The 16,302-nt window shown below is 59.9% G+C and carries 12 protein-coding genes and 1 riboswitch; of the genes, 3 read left to right on the top strand and 9 right to left on the bottom strand.

Translation table 11 applies throughout. The features are described 5' to 3' along the window. Window positions 1–22: 22 nt before the first annotated feature. Entirely contained in the window at window positions 23–868 is an 846-nt protein-coding gene (gene metF, locus PPTH39_RS15050; RefSeq protein ID WP_094999872.1) for a methylenetetrahydrofolate reductase [NAD(P)H], read from the bottom strand. 102 nt (window positions 869–970) lie between these two features. Continuing rightward, entirely contained in the window at window positions 971–2,380 is a 1,410-nt protein-coding gene (gene ahcY, locus PPTH39_RS15055; protein WP_088378781.1) for an adenosylhomocysteinase, read from the bottom strand. A 22-nt stretch (window positions 2,381–2,402) separates the two neighbouring features. Further along, a riboswitch (S-adenosyl-L-homocysteine riboswitch) is annotated at window positions 2,403–2,509 on the bottom strand. A gap of 195 nt (window positions 2,510–2,704) precedes the next feature. Here ahcY and PPTH39_RS15060 point away from each other — a divergent pair. Beyond that, window positions 2,705–3,106 carry an acyl-CoA thioesterase gene (locus tag PPTH39_RS15060; protein ID WP_016782518.1) on the top strand — a complete coding sequence of 134 codons (402 nt, stop codon included), beginning with the start codon at window positions 2,705–2,707 and terminating at the stop codon, window positions 3,104–3,106. Between the two features lie 210 nt (window positions 3,107–3,316). Next, window positions 3,317–4,168, top strand: a complete 852-nt coding sequence (locus PPTH39_RS15065; protein ID WP_094999871.1) for a formate/nitrite transporter family protein — start codon at window positions 3,317–3,319, stop codon at window positions 4,166–4,168. A gap of 7 nt (window positions 4,169–4,175) precedes the next feature. Here PPTH39_RS15065 and trhA read toward each other — a convergent pair whose 3' ends face one another. The 7 genes from trhA to pilG all read right to left on the bottom strand — a co-directional run bounded on the left by trhA (window position 4,176) and on the right by pilG (window position 15,091). Further along, window positions 4,176–4,793 carry a PAQR family membrane homeostasis protein TrhA gene (gene trhA, locus PPTH39_RS15070; protein WP_130872148.1) on the bottom strand — a complete coding sequence of 206 codons (618 nt, stop codon included), beginning with the start codon at window positions 4,791–4,793 and terminating at the stop codon, window positions 4,176–4,178. 473 nt (window positions 4,794–5,266) lie between these two features. Next, window positions 5,267–5,719: a chemotaxis protein CheW gene (locus PPTH39_RS15080; RefSeq protein ID WP_094999869.1), complete on the bottom strand. Its 453-nt coding sequence runs from the start codon at window positions 5,717–5,719 to the stop codon at window positions 5,267–5,269. Next, the gene (locus PPTH39_RS15085) at window positions 5,712–11,588 is read right to left on the bottom strand and encodes an Hpt domain-containing protein (RefSeq protein ID WP_130872150.1); all 5,877 of its coding nucleotides are present in this window, start codon (window positions 11,586–11,588) and stop codon (window positions 5,712–5,714) included. The genes PPTH39_RS15080 and PPTH39_RS15085 overlap by 8 nt, the downstream gene beginning before the upstream one ends. 27 nt (window positions 11,589–11,615) lie before the next feature. Then, window positions 11,616–13,673, bottom strand: coding sequence for a methyl-accepting chemotaxis protein (locus tag PPTH39_RS15090; RefSeq protein WP_094999867.1), 2,058 nt, complete (start codon window positions 13,671–13,673; stop codon window positions 11,616–11,618). A gap of 41 nt (window positions 13,674–13,714) precedes the next feature. Further along, window positions 13,715–14,254 (bottom strand): chemotaxis protein CheW, encoded by a 540-nt coding sequence (locus PPTH39_RS15095; RefSeq protein ID WP_094999866.1) that lies wholly within the window; start codon window positions 14,252–14,254, stop codon window positions 13,715–13,717. A gap of 10 nt (window positions 14,255–14,264) precedes the next feature. After that, window positions 14,265–14,642 carry a twitching motility response regulator PilH gene (pilH, locus tag PPTH39_RS15100; protein WP_095019611.1) on the bottom strand — a complete coding sequence of 126 codons (378 nt, stop codon included), beginning with the start codon at window positions 14,640–14,642 and terminating at the stop codon, window positions 14,265–14,267. A gap of 41 nt (window positions 14,643–14,683) precedes the next feature. Continuing rightward, window positions 14,684–15,091, bottom strand: a complete 408-nt coding sequence (gene pilG, locus PPTH39_RS15105) for a twitching motility response regulator PilG (RefSeq protein WP_095019610.1) — start codon at window positions 15,089–15,091, stop codon at window positions 14,684–14,686. Window positions 15,092–15,338: 247 nt separating this feature from the next. Here pilG and gshB point away from each other — a divergent pair, with 247 nt between their 5' ends. Beyond that, on the top strand, window positions 15,339–16,292 hold the full coding sequence (gene gshB, locus PPTH39_RS15110) for a glutathione synthase (protein WP_094999863.1): 954 nt from the start codon (window positions 15,339–15,341) through the stop codon (window positions 16,290–16,292). Window positions 16,293–16,302 lie beyond the last annotated feature (10 nt).

The following is a 16,302-nucleotide window of genomic DNA, read 5'->3' on the forward strand; positions in this document are numbered from 1 at the left end:
AGCCCGCTCCCACAAAGGCAGATCAGCGCGGCAGCTTGAGGTTGTTCCAGATCGCCAGGCTCGGATCAGCCTGGTTCAGGGTGTAGAAGTGCAACCCCGGGGCGCCGCCGTCGAGCAGGCGTTCGCACATTTCGCTGATGACCTGCTCACCAAATGCCTGGATGCTCTGCGTGTCGTCGCCGTAGGCTTCAAGTTGCTTGCGGATCCAGCGCGGGATTTCAGCGCCACAGGCGTCAGAGAACCGCGCCAGCTTGCTGTAATTGGTGATCGGCATGATGCCCGGCACCACAGGAATCATCACTCCCGCTGCTTGTACGCGCTCGACAAAACGGAAGTAACTGTCGGCGTTGAAGAAGTACTGGGTGATGGCACTGTCAGCGCCAGCATGGGCCTTGCGCACGAAGTTGTTGATATCGTCTTCAAAGTTGCGCGCTTGCGGGTGCATTTCCGGGTAAGCCGCCACTTCGATATGGAAGTGGTCACCGGTTTCTTCACGAATGAAGCTCACCAGGTCATTGGCATAGCGCAGTTCGCCGCTGGCCATGCCCATGCCCGAAGGCAGGTCGCCACGCAGCGCAACGATGCGCTTGATCCCCGCGGCCTTGTACTGGGCCAGCAAGCCGCGCAAATCAGCCTTGCTGTCACCCACGCACGACAGGTGCGGAGCAGCAGGTACTTTTACTTCGCTCTCCAGTTGCAGCACGGTATTGATCGTGCGGTCACGGGTCGAGCCACCGGCACCGTAGGTGCAGGAGAAGAAATCCGGGTTGTAGGTCGCCAGCTGGCGAGCCGTGTTCATCAGTTTTTCATGTCCAGCATCGGTCTTGGTCGGGAAGAACTCGAAGCTGTAACGACGGTCTTGAGACATGGGAATACCCTGGCGTGCGCGAGGGGGGCATGGACAACCCCTGACGCTGAACTTTCACACAAAAAAAAGGCGGTCAGTGCAAGCCTGACCGCCTTTCTTTAATCAGTAACGGTAGGTTTCTGGCTTGAACGGGCCTTCGACGGTGACGCCGATGTAGTCAGCCTGTTGCTTGGTCAGTTGCGTTACAACGCCACCGAAACCACGAACCATTTCCAGGGCCACTTCTTCGTCCAGCTTCTTCGGCAGCACTTCTACGGTCAGACGCTCGGCTTGCAGTTCGGCTGGCAGGTCAGCGTACTTCTGGGCGAACAGGAAGATCTGCGCCAGCACCTGGTTGGCGAACGAACCGTCCATGATGCGGCTTGGGTGACCTGTGGCGTTGCCCAGGTTAACCAGACGGCCTTCAGCCAGCAGGATCAGGTAGTCATCGTTCTGTGGGTCGAATTCGCCCAGACCAGTACGGTGAACCTTGTGAACCTGTGGCTTCACTTCTTCCCATGCCCAGTTTTTGCGCATGAAAGCGGTGTCGATTTCGTTGTCGAAGTGACCGATGTTGCACACCACAGCGCGTTTTTTCAGCGCGGCCAGCATGTTCTTGTCGCACACGTTGACGTTACCGGTGGTGGTCACGATCAGGTCGATCTTGCCCAGCAGCGCAGCGTCGATGCTGGCAGCGGTGCCATCGTTCTGGCCGTTGATGAACGGCGAAACCACTTCAAAACCGTCCATGCAGGCTTGCATGGCGCAGATCGGGTCAACTTCGGACACTTTAACGATCATGCCTTCCTGACGCAGGGACTGGGACGAACCCTTGCCCACGTCACCGTAGCCGATAACCAGTGCCTGCTTGCCGGACAGCAGGTGGTCAGTACCACGCTTGATGGCATCGTTCAGGCTGTGACGGCAGCCGTACTTGTTGTCGTTTTTGCTTTTGGTGACCGAGTCGTTCACGTTGATCGCAGGGATCATCAGCTCGCCTTTGGCCAGCATGTCCAGCAGACGGTGAACACCGGTGGTGGTTTCTTCAGTCACGCCGTGGATCTTTTTCAGCATGGCCGGGTATTTCTTGTGCAGCAGCTCGGTCAGGTCGCCGCCGTCGTCGAGGATCATGTTGGCATCCCATGGCTCGCCATCTTTAAGGATGGTTTGCTCCAGGCACCACTCGTACTCTTCTTCGGTTTCGCCTTTCCAGGCGAAAACCGGGATACCGGCAGCAGCGATAGCGGCAGCAGCCTGATCCTGAGTCGAGAAGATGTTGCACGACGACCAACGCACTTCGGCACCCAGGGCAACCAGGGTTTCGATCAGTACGGCAGTCTGGATAGTCATGTGGATGCAACCCAGAATCTTCGCGCCCTTGAGCGGTTGTTCTGCTGCATAACGGCGACGCAGGCCCATCAGGGCAGGCATTTCGGACTCGGCGATAAAGGTTTCGCGGCGGCCCCATTGGGCGAGGGACATATCGGCGACTTTAAAGTCGTTAAAACCTGCAGGCGTGTTTACAGCGCTCATCAAGAGCCTCCATTCGTTTAATCGCGAATGGGCGCCGTTGTGCGTTTAGTGCCTGCCCAGGGAGCCCTGAACAAACAACGCCCCATCCGAGCCTGACAGGTTGAACCTGCTGCAGCGCCCCTCGGACAGGTGGCGGGAACGGTACCGGGTAAAAATGACCGTTTTGAAGCGAGGGGCATTATAGCCATCCGCGTCGATGTTCCCAAGGATTTATCCACGGCATTTTGATTTGCCTAATCGAGACCATAGTCGAAGCTTAATAGAGCTGAGTGCCGTGGTCTGACATCATGGTCGGCATCTAAGGCAAGACGGTCAGGAGCGAATATGAATTTTCACACCCGCAAATGGGTTAAACCCGAAGACCTCAACCCCAACGGCACCCTGTTCGGTGGCAGCCTGCTGCGCTGGATCGACGAAGAAGCCGCGATTTACGCCATCGTCCAGCTGGGCAACCAGCGTGTGGTGACCAAGTACATCTCCGAAATCAACTTCGTCAGTGCCTCGCGCCAGGGCGACATCATCGAACTGGGCATCACCGCCACCGAGTTTGGTCGCACCTCGATCACCCTGACCTGCGAAGTGCGCAACAAGATCACCCGCAAAAGCATCCTGACTGTGGACAAGATGGTTTTCGTCAACCTGGGTGAAGACGGCCTGCCGGCGCCGCACGGGCGTACCGAGATCAAATACGTCAAGGACCAGTTCCAGGATGACAGCCAGGCTTGATTAGCCGCGTTGTTGCACGGTACCTGTAGCAGCTGCCGAAGGTCTGAAGGGAATTTTAACTGTGGGAGCGAGCCTGCTCGCGAACGACTTTCGCGAGCAGGCTCGCTCCCACAGGGAGGGTTGACCGGCAACAGAGTATCTACAGGTCAAGAGTGAACAGCTACAGTCCATGCGTGTCGTACCTTCACACGCCTTCGGTTCTGGAGCCTTATGGACACTCAAAATTCAGGCAAAACCCCCAACCTGACGGCTGAAGAAAAGCACGAGGTCAGCAAAAACCAGCCACCGCGCGCCGCGGTGCTGCACGAAATCATCCGCCAGCAGGGCGATCTGGAACTGGAGCGCAGCATCGCCGCCCTGTTCTGGTCGGCACTGGCCGCCGGGCTGACCATGGGCCTGTCCCTTATGGCCATGGGCCTGCTCAACTCACGCCTGCCCGACGGCGACGGGTTCAAGGTCATCGCCAGCTTCGGTTATTGCGCAGGCTTTCTGGCGGTCATTCTCTCCCGCCAGCAACTGTTCACCGAAAACACCCTGACTGCCGTTCTGCCGATCATGAGCAAACCCACACTCAACAATTTCGGGCGGCTGCTGCGGCTGTGGGCGGTGGTGCTGGTGGGCAACCTGATGGGCACCCTGCTGGTGGCCTATGTGATGCTGCATTTGCCGATTTTCGACACGCAGACCGACAAGGCCTTTCTGGAAATCGGCCGCAAGGTCATGGAAAACGACGCCAGCCAGATGTTCGCCAAAGGCATTATCTCGGGCTGGATGATTGCCACCATGGTGTGGATGATCCCGTCCATGGAAAGCGCCAAGATGTGGATCATCATCCTCATCACCTACCTGATGGCCCTGGGTGACTTCACCCATATCGTGGTCGGTACGGCCGAGGTGTCGTATCTGGTGTTTGCTGGCGAGTTGCCCTGGAAGGACTTCTGGCTGATCTTTGCCGGCCCCACCCTGGCCGGCAATATCATTGGTGGCAGTTTTATCTTCGCCCTGATCAGCCACGCGCAGATCCGCAGCGACACCCAGAAGCCCAAGCAGGAGGTTCAGTAGCCCCGAGTCAGATCACATAATGGGCGATGGCCACAAAGTGCAGCAGGCTGCCGGCGATCACAAACAGGTGCCAGATGCCGTGGGCATGGCGCAGACGGTGGTCGAGGGCAAAAAAGATGATCCCCACGGTGTACATCACCCCGCCAGTGGCCAGCCATACAAAGCCTGCGTTACCCAGCGCTGCCAGCAAGGGCTTGACGGCCACCAGTACAATCCAGCCCATGACCGCGTAGATAACGATGGACAGGATGCGGGCTTCGGAGCGCGGTTTGATCTCTTGCAGCATGCCGATCACCGCCATTCCCCACACGATGCCAAACAACGACCAGCCCCAGGGGCCGTGCAGCGTGACCAGGCAAAACGGCGTGTAACTGCCGGCGATCAGCAGGTAAATGGAGAGATGATCGAACTTCTGCATGATCACCTTGGAGCGCCCGCGCACGCTGTGGTACACGGTGGATACGCTGTACAACAGCACCAGCGTGACACCATAAATGGCCACACTGACAATCTTCTGCGGGCTACCGTCCAGGCAGGCCATTACCAACAACCAGATACTGCCTATTGCTGCCGCCACAGCACCCACCAGATGGGTCCAGGCGTTGAGTTTTTCCCCGTGATACATGTGCAAGATCCTCAAGAGCCGATAGTGCGACTGTGTCACCTGGTTATGAGATAAGGGTCAGGGTTGCGAGGTTAAAGGGCAATGCGGCGTTCGTCGAGCAGGGCAACCTGCACCCCCGCTGTGGGAGCGGGCTTGCTCGCGATGTAATCCCTGCGGTGTGCCCGTCAGACCGCGGCGCCTGCATCGCAGGCAACCCAGCTCCCACAGGTTTTGCAGTGTTCCCAGAATTCGGGGCCTGCCACTGAGCTCTGTGGGAGCGGGCTTGCTCGCGATAGCAGCACCGCGGTTTATCTGACTGACCGCATCGCCTGCATCGCAGGCAAGCCAGCTCCCACAGGTTTTGCAGTGTTCCCAGAATTCGGGGCCTGCCACGAAACTCTGTGGGAGCGGGCTTGCTCGCGATAGCAGCACCGTGGTTTAAATGACTGAGCGCATCGCCTGCTCGCGAGCAAGCCAGCTCCCACAAGTGCTGCTTAATCCGCGCTGCCCCGCACCAACCGTTCCAGCGCCAGCAAGTCCGGGATTTTCGCCACATGATCGCCCACCTGTACCGCCGCGCGCTCCAGCGGGCACAGCGGCACGTCGACAAAGCTCAACTGGCTGTCGACCTTGTAGGAGCGCGGGATGCCCTGAATCACCATGGCCATGAATTTGAAATCCGGGTCACCACCCAGCGTGTTGAGGATGACGATCCGCGCCCGCTCACCGATCACCAGTGGCCCGCCGCATGCCGCTTCAAAGCTGATCAACGGCAGTTGGTGGTCGCGCCAGGTAATCTGGCGCAGGTGCCAGGGCGGGGAGTCGCTGCTGGGCTCGCCGCGCTGCCAGCCGATAAGCTCGGCAATGGCCACATTGGGCAGCAACAGATAGCGATCTGCTAGCGGCAGCAGCAAGCCGGTCAAGCTGCCCACGCGATGGTCAAGCATGGAAGTTGCTCCAGTAGGCAATGCGCTCCAGCAGCACGGACTCTTGATAAGGTTTGCCCAGGTAGTCGTTGACGCCAATGGCCATCGCCCGGTTCTGGTGTTTTTGCCCGGTGCGCGAGGTGATCATGATGATCGGCAGGTCCTTGAGGCGCGGGTCGTTCCGCACCCGGGTAGCCACTTCGAAGCCGTCCATGCGCGGCATTTCTATGTCCAGCAGCATCAGGTCGGGGGTGTGTTCTTCCAGTACGCTCATGGCGTCGACCCCGTCCTTGGCCGTGATGACGTTCATGCCGTTGCGCTCCAGCAGGCGGCTGGTGACTTTGCGCACGGTGACCGAGTCGTCCACCACCAGTACCAGCGGCGGGCGCACGGCCGGGGTGAATTCCAGGGCGCCCACCGCCTCGTGCTGCGCCCGCTGCAACGGCTGACGCGCCTGATGGGCACGGATATAGGCCGGCAGGTCGAGGATCAGCACCACCCGCCCGTCCCCCAGAATGGTCGCGCCCGACAGGCCCTGTACCCCGGTAAATTGCGGGCCGAGGCTCTTGACCACAATCTCCCGCGAACCCAACAGCGCATCCACCTGCAACGCCACGCGCTGGTCCTGGCAATGCACCAGCAGCACCGGCAGCGAATGGCTTTCGCCCACCAGCTTGGGTTTGCCCACGGTTTGCAGCAACTCGCCCAGGTAACGCAGCTCGTAGGTTTGCCCACCGTAGTGATAAAGCGGCGGGTTGAGCTGGTAGTAGCCTTCCAGCTCGTTGGGCATGACGCGCACCACACCTTCAACGGTGTCGAGGGCAATGGCGTATTGTTCGTCTGCGCACTGCACCATCAGAGCCCGGTTGAGCGACACGCTGAAGGGCAGGCGAATCTGAAAATGCACGCCCTGGCCCGCCACCGAATCGATGGTCATGCTGCCGCCCAACTGGCGCACCTCTTCATGTACCACGTCCATGCCGACGCCACGCCCAGAGATCTGGGTGATTTTTTCGGCCGTGGAAAACCCGGGCTGCAGGATGAACTGCAGCACCTCACGGTCGCTGATGCTTGCTTCAGGGTTCAGCAAGCCACGCAGGATGGCTTTGCGGCGCACGGCTTCCAGCGGCACTCCCGCGCCATCGTCGTGCATGTCGAATACTACGTCGCCGCCTTCATAGGACAGTTCCAGGCTGATCAGCCCCTGCTCCGGCTTGCCGCTGGCATGGCGCACGTCGGCCGGTTCCAGGCCATGGTCGACGGCATTGCGCAGCATATGCTCCAGGGGCGCAACCATGCGTTCCAGAACGTTGCGATCGATCTCGGCTTCGGCATTGATCACGCTGAATTCAACCTGCTTGCCCAGCTCGCTGGCAACCTGGCGCACCACCCGCTTGAGGCGCGGCAATACGCGCTCGAACGGCACCATGCGCGTGCCCATCAGGCCTTCTTGCAATTGCGTGTTCACCCGCGCCTGCTTTTGCAGCAGCCCGTGGGCGTCCTGGTAGCGGGCCGTCAGGGTCGCCTTGAGGTCGAGCAGATCGGAAGCTGATTCGAACAGGGCTCGGGACAGCTGCTGCAGCAGGGAATGGCGGTCCATTTCCAGCGGGTCGAATTCGTCGTAGGCCACGCCATCGGCTTCGGTGTGCGCGCGGTTGTGCAGGCGACCCTGGGTTTCGATGTCGAGGCGCCGCAGTTGATCCTGCATCCGCTCAAGGGTGGTCTGCATCTCGTTGAGGGCGACCTGACCGTCGTTGACCTGCTGCTCCACACGCCCCCGAATGATCGAGGCTTCACCCGCCAGGTTGACCAGGTCTTCGAGCAGCTCGGCCGGAACCTTGAGGGTGTCCAGCCCGGTGCGCTCACCTTCGGGCACCGGTGCAGGCGCAGGCTCGGGCTTGACCGGGGTGGCAGGTGTCGGCCGGGCGTTACGCTCAATCTGGCGGATTTTCTCGATCAGCACCTGGGGCGAAGGCAGCGCCTGACCACTGCGCAGCGCGTCAAGCATTTGCGCAAGCTGGTCGTGGCAACGCTGCAGCAACACAAAGAGCCCATCACTGGGCGTGATGGCACCTACCGAAATATCCTCGAAAAGGGTTTCAAGCTCATGGGAAAAATCGCCAATCGCGGCGACCTCCACCATCCGCGCCCCACCCTTGAGGGTATGCAGGTCGCGCAGCAGGTTTTCCACTTCAAGGTGGCTTTGCGGCTCGGCTTGCCAACGCGCCAGGGCCGCACCCGAGCTTTCGAGAATATCGAAGGCTTCTTCGAGGAAGATTTCCTGTAACTGCGGATCTTCATTGCTCGGTGGCGCTTGCGGGGCAACGCTGCCAGCATCAGGCAGGGCTGCACTGTAAAGACGAAAGCCGCGAATCGCCTCGATCAGTTCATAAGGCTCGCTCAACGTTTGCTTGTGCAGCAATTTCTCAAGCATCAGCGCCAGTTGCTCGTGGCTGCGCTCCAGCAGGCGAGCCAGTGCCGGACTGTCACTCAGGCGCCGGTCCAGCAAGCCTTCATACAAGTGTTCAAGCTCATGGGCCAGTTCAGCGATCGGTTCAATACCGGCCATGCGCGCCCCACCCTTGAGGGTGTGCAAATCGCGCTGCAAGGACGACAGCGGCGCCAGGCTGTCGGGTGCACTGAGCCAGCGCTGCAAGGCCTGCGCGGCACTCTCGAGGATGTCCACCGCCTCTTCGAGAAAAATCTCGACGATTTCATCATCGATGTCCTCGTCCTGGCCTCCACCCAATTGCCTGGTGGCGGCCCCCAGCTCGGTAACCCGCCCGCCATCACCGCGAATCAGCCCTGTGGCGTCAGGCGCGAGCCCTTCGTGCAGCAGCGCGTGCAGGGTCTGGACCAACTGCGGCTGCGGGGTGATTTCCTGCCCTGCCGCCAACTGGTCGAGCATGTTGATCAGGGCTTCCTGGGCATCATCGGCCGCTTCGAAAAAACGCTCGCTGGGTGCCAGGCTGCTTTCTTCGACCGCGCCATAGAGGTCAAGCAGGGCTTCGCACAGCGCATCCATGGGCTGCAAGTCCAGCAGGTGGGCAGACTCGCCCAGGGTGGTCAACTGATCCAGCAGGCTGTCCAGGCCATCGCGTTCATGGGGGTTCTGGTGCCAGGTTTTAAGCAGCTCCTGGGCATCGAACAGAATGTCCATGCTCTCGGCCAGAAACTCGGCAATGCGCTGCGGGTCACGCCTGGCCACCCAACTGCTTGCAGGGCTATTGAGCAGGGTATCCAGGCGGCTGGCGATCAGTTGCTCGGTGCGCTCGATCAGTGAGCGCGCACCCTGGATCTCGGCCAGCGGGTCGCTATCCAGTTGCTTGAGCCCCGCATGCAGCAGGGTGTCAGCTTCCAGCAGCAGGTCGATTTCATCCTCCCCCAGGGCAAGCGTGTGCGCCTTGTATTCACGCACCAGATGGTCCAACGGCGCGGCCAGTTCAGCCATGGGCATCACGCCTGCCATATGTGCGCTGCCTTTGAGGGTGTGCACGGCCAGTTGCAAATCGTCACTGGCCTGCAGCGGCATGTGTGCACGGGCCTGGTCCAGAAAACGGTCAAGGCGCTCAAGGTGGGCTTGTGCTTCCTGACGGAAGATATCCAGCAACTGTGGATCGAAATTGCCGGCGTCCTGGGCAATCAACAGTGGTTGCGGCTCGCCTTGGGCCAGGTGCTGCGCGCGTGCGGCCAGTTGGTCGACGTCTTCGCGTTGACGCTGGCTTTGTTCGGCAAAGGCCTGAATCAGTTCGGGCAGCATGGCCATAACGTCTTCAAGCAGTTGGAAGATCTGCGCAGACGGCGCCACGCTACGCTCAATCACCCGGTTGAGCAGGTTTTCGACCGCCCACGCCAGCTCTGCCAGCACCAGCGCACGCACCATGCGCCCGCTGCCCTTGAGGGTATGGAAGCCGCGCCGCAACTCGGCCAGCGCAACACTGTCCGCCGGGTTGGCGACCCATTGCGGCAGGCTGTCGTGCAGGCTGATCAGGACTTCGTCCGTTTCTTCGAGAAAGACTTCCAGCAGTTCTTCGTCCAGCGGCGCTTCATCCACGGGTGGCGGTAGCAAACTGGCAGGCATGTGTTGCGCCGGAGGATTGAGCGCCGACAGCGGGCTGGCCAGTGCATCGGCCAGGCCAGGCGCCTGCAGGTCCGGCATCAGCGATTGCTCTTGGCCGCCAGGCCTATCATCGGACAATGGCACGGGATGCGTCGCCGGCGCGTAACCCAGTGCAGCCAGGCTGTTTTCGGCCCGATCCAGCACCTGCTCGCTCGAAGCACCAGGGTCCTGGGCCAGGCGTTCCAGGTAATACTCAATGCTGATCAACGCATCGGCCAAGTGATCAAGTTGCTCGTGCGCGGGGTGATCAGACCCTTGCAGCACGCGCTCACGCAAATATTCATTGCAGGCTTGCAGCAAGCTGGCCGCGCGATTCAGGGGAATCATCGCCAGCGCCCCGCGGATTTGCGTCAACAGCGCAGGCACGGACTGCAAGTGCTGGCGGTCGTACTCGGCCGCCAGATAATCGCCGATCAGGTCTTTGACTTCTTCAAGGCCGATGCGGGCTTCCTTGATTACCAACTGGTGAATCTGCATCAGGTCAGTGGTGGGCAACCGGCTTTCTTCACGCAGCGAGGGCTCGACGCTGCCGACCATACCGGCCAGGGTGGCCTCGACATAAAGCAGGGCCGAGGCCACATCCATCAACACCGCATCGGTGGGTTCGCGCTGGCCCTGGGCCAGGCTTTGCAACACCGCCAGTTGATCAATGATGACTTTACGCGGTTGCCCGAACCCCAGTACGGCCAGGGTGTCAGCGATCTGACGCAGTGGCGCCATCAGGCTGCTCAGTTCCGAGACATGCAGGCGATCACTGCGTACAAACAGGTCGAGGCGTTCCTTGACCCGCACCAGTTCTTCGCACAACGCCGCCACCACCGAGCGCATGGCATCCCGGTCAGGGCCGGCCAACCGCGCCCGCTCCTCGTCGACCATCGCCGCATCGGGCATGGCCTGATCCAGTTCGTAGTGGTTTTTCAGCGCGAGCATTTTCGTGGTCGGATGCTCGGCCTTGGCAATATAAAACAGCAGGCTGGTCAGCAGGTCTTCGGGGGCAGGATGGTTGATGGCCTCGATGCCCTGTGCCAGCAGGCGCTTGAGTTCCTTGTCGGATTTTTTCAGCAGGCTGCGCAGGGCCGGGCTGTTGGGTACCCGACCTTTAAGCATGCCGTCGATCAGTGCAGCGGCAATTTTCCACAAGGCGTTGAGCGGTGCTCCCTGGCAAATGCCTTGCAGTTGCGCGAAAACCGCGGCCATTTTTTCCAGGTTGGCCTGCACCGCTTCACCGCGGCGCAAAGCCAGGAACGCGGCCTGCAGGGTGTGGCGCATCACGCGCAGCTGGCTCGGCAAGTCAGCAGGTGCCAGCCGGGCCAGGGCGGCCTCATCCAGGGCGGGCAACACCTGCAAGGGCGGGCTGAACAGGCTGGTTTCCGAGAGCAGGGCCTGGCCACGGGCGCTGCGCAAATCGTTGAGCAACGGCAACACCACCAGGGGCCAGTCGCGCCGGGCACTGTGGACGCGGTCCAGATACAACGGCAATTGGCTGAACGCTTGCTGCAGCAGGCGCAGGGCTTCATCGAGCTGGCTGACGCGGCCCTCCTGCAGGGCAATCACCAGTTGCTCCATCTCTTCGGCCAGCAAAGCCGCGCCATAGAATTCCACCATCAGCAAACTGCCATGCACCTGATGAATGCAATCCAGGCACTGTTCCAGCACGTCGGCGGCTGGCCGCTGGGCATAGGCGTCCAGCGCCACTCGGGCCTGTTTCAGGGTATGGGCAATTTCGCCTTTGACCCATTCAAGGGCCACATAGTCGTGCCGGTCAACCATAACGACTCCAGTCAGAATTGCAGCGCATTACTGTGGCTCATGGTCTTTGGACGGAGCAGGCAAAGTAAAACCGGACACCGAGCGCCGCAGCTGGCTGGCCATTTTGGCCAGATTGCCGATGCTTTCGGCGGTCGCCGTGGAGCCGGACGAGGTCTGATTGGTGATTTGCTGAATGACACTCATGGTCAGGGAAATCTGCGCCGCCGAAGTGGTCTGCTTTTGTGCGGCATTGGAGATACTTTGAATCAGGTCTGCTAGGTTTTGCGACACCCCTTCGATCTCTTCCAGCGCCACGCCAGCGTCATGGGCCAGACGGGCACCGCGCACCACTTCGGTAGTGGTTTGCTCCATCGAAATCACGGCCTCGTTGGTATCGGCCTGAATGGCCCGCACCAGGGTTTCGATTTGCCGCGTCGCCGCCGATGAGCGCTCGGCCAGGCGCTGCACTTCGTCGGCCACCACGGCAAAGCCGCGCCCGGCATCACCGGCCATCGAGGCCTGAATGGCAGCGTTGAGCGCCAAAATATTGGTCTGATCGGCAATATCATCAATCAGGCTGACGATATCGCCGATTTCCTGTGAGGACTCGCCAAGACGCTTGATTCGCTTGGCGGTGTCCTGGATCTGATCGCGAATATTGTCCATGCCGCGAATGGTGTTATGAACCACTTCATTGCCCTTGTTGGCAATCGCTACGGAACGCTCGGCAACCGCCGAAGATTCGGAAGCGTTGGCCGATACCTCGTCGATCGAATGGGCCATTTCCTGGATCGCCCCGGAGGCCTCGGCAATCTGCTGGGCCTGATGCTCGGAAGCTTCGGCAAGCTGCATGGCGGTGGCCTGGGTTTCCTGTACCGCTGCCGCGACCTGGCCTGCTGTCAGGTTGATGGTGGCCACCAGTTCACGCAGCTGGTCGATGGAGTAATTGATCGAGTCGGCGATGGCACCGGTGAAATCTTCGGTCACCGAGGCGGTCACCGTCAGGTCGCCGTCCGCCAGATCGGCAATCTCGTCAAGCAAGCGCATGATCGCGTTCTGGTTTCGCTCGTTCTTTTCCGCCGTCTCGCGCAATTGGCGATTGGTTTCGCGCACCATCACCAGGCCGATCAAGATAATCGATGCCAGTGCCAGCAAGCCCAGAACATAACCGCCGATGATATCCAGCGAGCGCCCGCTGGCGAGGTTTTCAAAACCATTGGCCAGGGTCGAGGCTTCATCGAGGAGGGTTTGCGACAGGCTGAAAATGTTGTTTGCCGCTTCGCGCACATGGAACAGTTGCGGCGAGGTTTCAAGGATTTCATCCACCGTACCGGACACAAACTGGAACAGCTCGGAAATCTCCTGCAAGCGGGCGCGGGCATCCTTGTCTTCAACCTGGGTAATTCTCATCCCTTCATTGCCTTCGAGCATGCCGTTGAGCACCAGCCCGAAGCGGTTGGCATCACGGCCAAAGGCACCGGCGGCCTGGGCAGCGTTTTCGTCACCGGCCAGCACGGTATTGACCGCACCCAGAATACGCTCGGCCAACAAGGACTGGCGCTGGGCCAGAGCTACCTGGCTGGCAGGGGCGCCTCGCTGCAAGAGAATTTCGACGACTTTTTCGTATTCAACCTGCAACTGCGGCACGGTCTCGGCCAGGGTTGCAGCCACCTGATGCAGCGACAGCACGGTTTGTTCGCTGGCCAGAATGGCGTTGACGTTGTTGAGCAGCAGCTCCCAGTCACGTTGCACCGCCTGCATTTCTTTATGTACGGCTGCAGGAGCAGGAGGCAGGCCGGTGGCCGGGTCGCCTTTTCTCAGATAACCCCAGCGCTGGCTGAAATCATTGCGCGCATCAATCAGCAACTTGAATGCGGCGGCTTTGCCGGCAGCGGCCTCGGTGGCGTTTTTGGCGATACGCTGGGACAGCACCCGCAACTCACCTGCGTGGCTGATGTACTGCTTGTCGTAGTTGGACTGGGTATTGAGGTAAGCAAAGTTGGCGAATAACAGCATGATGAACACGATCAGGGCGATAAAAAGCACGATGATCTGCGAACGACTGCGCGACCCTTCCAGTGGTTTAGCGGTATTGGCTGTGGTCATCGATCAGGTCCCGAAATCCCGTTTTAAAGCTGAAAGCCTGCTCATACGGCCACCGCCCAGAACTGTGGCGCCCGGGCCAGGGCAAACGGGCTGAACACCCACCACAGGTGCTCAGCGGCAAAGTGCCCTTGCACATAAGGTGCAAATACCGGGTGGGGCAAGGTTTGCGTATCCGTATTGAGGTCGGCATGGGCGAAGTGCTGCATGCCCTGCACTTCATCGACCTGCAAGCCGACAAACACGTCTTTGTATTCCAGCACCAATACACGGCGCTGTTTACGCAAGGGTGACAGCTCGACCCCGAAAAAACCGCACAAATCCATGATCGGCAGCAGTTGCCCACGCAAATTGGCCACGCCCTTGACCCAGGGTTTTACCCCGGGCAGCAGGGTGAACCGTGGTTCATGCAGGATCTCGGCAATTTCGCCCATCGGCGCCACAAAACAATGCTCGCCGATGCGAAAACCAATACCGCTCCAGGTGTCGAGCTGCGCCTGTGCAGGCGCCAGACCCGCCGCCAGCGAGCGACAACGCTGGTCGATCTCAAGCAGCAGTTCGAAGGCTGTCAGTGCGCCGGGCATAGGATGACCGTCATTTAGGAGGGTTTTCTTCCAGGATTTGTTTCACCTTGAGGATCAGTTGCTCTTCATCCACCGGTTTGGTCAGGTAGCCCTTGGCACCCTGGCGCTGGGCCCAGACCATGTCGGTTTCCTGATCCTTGGTCGTCACGACGATCACCGGGATGTTGCCGGTTTCCGGATCTTTTGTGAGCTGACGCGTCGCCTGAAAGCCGTTGAGGCCCGGCATCACAATGTCCATCAAGACCACATCGGGCTTTTCCTGACGCGCCAGGGCAACACCGTCTGCGCCGTTTTCGGCCTTGAGCACTACATGGCCGTGCTTTTCGAGCATGCCGGTCAATTTGTACATTTCAGTCGGCGAATCATCGACGATCAGAATGCGAGCCATGGTGTTCCCCATTTATCAGGTGGTTGGCCGGCTGGCCGGTGTTATTGGGCACTTTGGGTGATAGTGAAGGCTGGCACATGTGCCTTGATTGCGCTCAGCAGTTCGTCGCGACTGAAGGGCTTGGTCAAAAATTGATCAGAGCCAACAATCCGCCCCTTGGCCTTGTCGAACAGACCGTCCTTGGACGACAACATGATCACCGGGATCGACTTGAAAGCCCGGTTGCTCTTGATCAGGGCGCAGGTCTGATAGCCATCCAGGCGCGGCATCATGATGTCGACAAAGATAATATGCGGGTGGTGGTCGACAATCTTGGCCAGCGCATCAAAGCCATCGATGGCGGTAATCACCTCGCAGCCCACGTTTTTCAACAGTGTTTCGGCGGTGCGGCGAATGGTTTTCGAATCGTCGATCACCATCACCTTCAAGGCGCTGGAATGCTTTTCCATATCTGCTCTACCATCGCCAAGGCGACCCGTTTTGTTACAACTGTACGGCCTGAAACCCCAACTCCTTGATGGACAAGGGCTGCAAGCACTGTGCGAGCCTTTTTAGCACAGTCACGACCTTCAATCTATCGAAGGGCTGCGGGCTGACTGGAGCAGGCGGTTTTTCCTTGACCGGGGCCACACTCAGCGCCACTCTGGCGCCACTTTTCAAAGCCTTTGCGCCCACTATTTATTTGAGGAATTTGCCATGAGCGTTCGAGTCGGGATTGTCATGGACCCCATTGCGGGCATCTCCTATAAAAAGGACAGCTCGCTGGCCATGTTGCTGGCAGCCCAGGACCGTGGCTGGACCCTGTTCTACATGGAGCAGCAAGACCTTTACCTGAATGAAGGCAAGGCCCGGGCCCGCATGAAGCCGCTGAAGGTGTTCGCCAACCCGCAAAAGTGGTTTGAGCTGGACGCCGAGACCGACACGGCCCTGAGCGATCTGGACGTGATCCTGATGCGCAAGGACCCGCCCTTCGACATGGAGTTTGTGTACTCCACCTACCTGCTGGAACAGGCCGAGCGCGATGGCGTACTGATCGTCAACAAACCGCAGAGCCTGCGCGACTGTAACGAAAAACTGTTCGCCACCCAGTTCACCCAATGCACGCCGCCAACCGTGGTCAGCCGCCGCGCCGACGTGCTGCGTGAATTTGCTGCCTTGCACGGTGACGTGATCCTCAAACCGCTGGACGGCATGGGCGGCACCTCGATTTTCCGCCACCGAGTGGGCGACCCGAACCTGTCGGTGATTCTCGAAACCCTGACCAACAACGGCACTCAGCAGATCATGGCGCAGGGCTATTTGCCGGCGATCAAGGATGGCGACAAACGCATCCTGATGATTGACGGCGAGCCGGTAGATTACTGCCTGGCGCGTATTCCGGCGCAAGGTGAGACCCGCGGCAACCTCGCCGCAGGCGGTCGTGGCGAAGCCCGCCCGTTGAGCGAAAAGGACCGCTGGATTGCAGCTCAGGTCGGCCCGACGCTGCGTGAAAAGGGTCTGCTATTTGTAGGTCTGGACGTAATCGGTGAGCACCTGACTGAAATCAACGTTACCAGCCCGACCTGCATCCGCGAGATCGATAATGCGTTCGGCACCAATATCGGCGCCCTGTTGATGGATGCGATAGAGCGCAAGCTCGCTGCACGCTGATCTGCAAGCC

This window comes from Pseudomonas bubulae (assembly GCF_900618535.1).
GTDB classification, from domain to species: domain Bacteria; phylum Pseudomonadota; class Gammaproteobacteria; order Pseudomonadales; family Pseudomonadaceae; genus Aquipseudomonas; species Aquipseudomonas bubulae.

What these genes read in the sequence shown, in the direction of transcription:
- PPTH39_RS15065 (WP_094999871.1), top strand. Translation starts at nt 3,317, where the DNA reads ATGGACACTCAAAATTCAGGCAAAACCCCCAACCTGACGGCTGAAGAA.
- ahcY (WP_088378781.1), bottom strand. Translation starts at nt 2,380, where the DNA reads ATGAGCGCTGTAAACACGCCTGCAGGTTTTAACGACTTTAAAGTCGCC.
- PPTH39_RS15060 (WP_016782518.1), top strand. Translation starts at nt 2,705, where the DNA reads ATGAATTTTCACACCCGCAAATGGGTTAAACCCGAAGACCTCAACCCC.
- PPTH39_RS15095 (WP_094999866.1), bottom strand. Translation starts at nt 14,254, where the DNA reads ATGCCCGGCGCACTGACAGCCTTCGAACTGCTGCTTGAGATCGACCAG.
- gshB (WP_094999863.1), top strand. Translation starts at nt 15,339, where the DNA reads ATGAGCGTTCGAGTCGGGATTGTCATGGACCCCATTGCGGGCATCTCC.
- pilG (WP_095019610.1), bottom strand. Translation starts at nt 15,091, where the DNA reads ATGGAAAAGCATTCCAGCGCCTTGAAGGTGATGGTGATCGACGATTCG.
- metF (WP_094999872.1), bottom strand. Translation starts at nt 868, where the DNA reads ATGTCTCAAGACCGTCGTTACAGCTTCGAGTTCTTCCCGACCAAGACC.
- pilH (WP_095019611.1), bottom strand. Translation starts at nt 14,642, where the DNA reads ATGGCTCGCATTCTGATCGTCGATGATTCGCCGACTGAAATGTACAAA.
- PPTH39_RS15080 (WP_094999869.1), bottom strand. Translation starts at nt 5,719, where the DNA reads ATGCTTGACCATCGCGTGGGCAGCTTGACCGGCTTGCTGCTGCCGCTA.
- PPTH39_RS15085 (WP_130872150.1), bottom strand. Translation starts at nt 11,588, where the DNA reads ATGGTTGACCGGCACGACTATGTGGCCCTTGAATGGGTCAAAGGCGAA.
- PPTH39_RS15090 (WP_094999867.1), bottom strand. Translation starts at nt 13,673, where the DNA reads ATGACCACAGCCAATACCGCTAAACCACTGGAAGGGTCGCGCAGTCGT.
- trhA (WP_130872148.1), bottom strand. Translation starts at nt 4,793, where the DNA reads ATGTATCACGGGGAAAAACTCAACGCCTGGACCCATCTGGTGGGTGCT.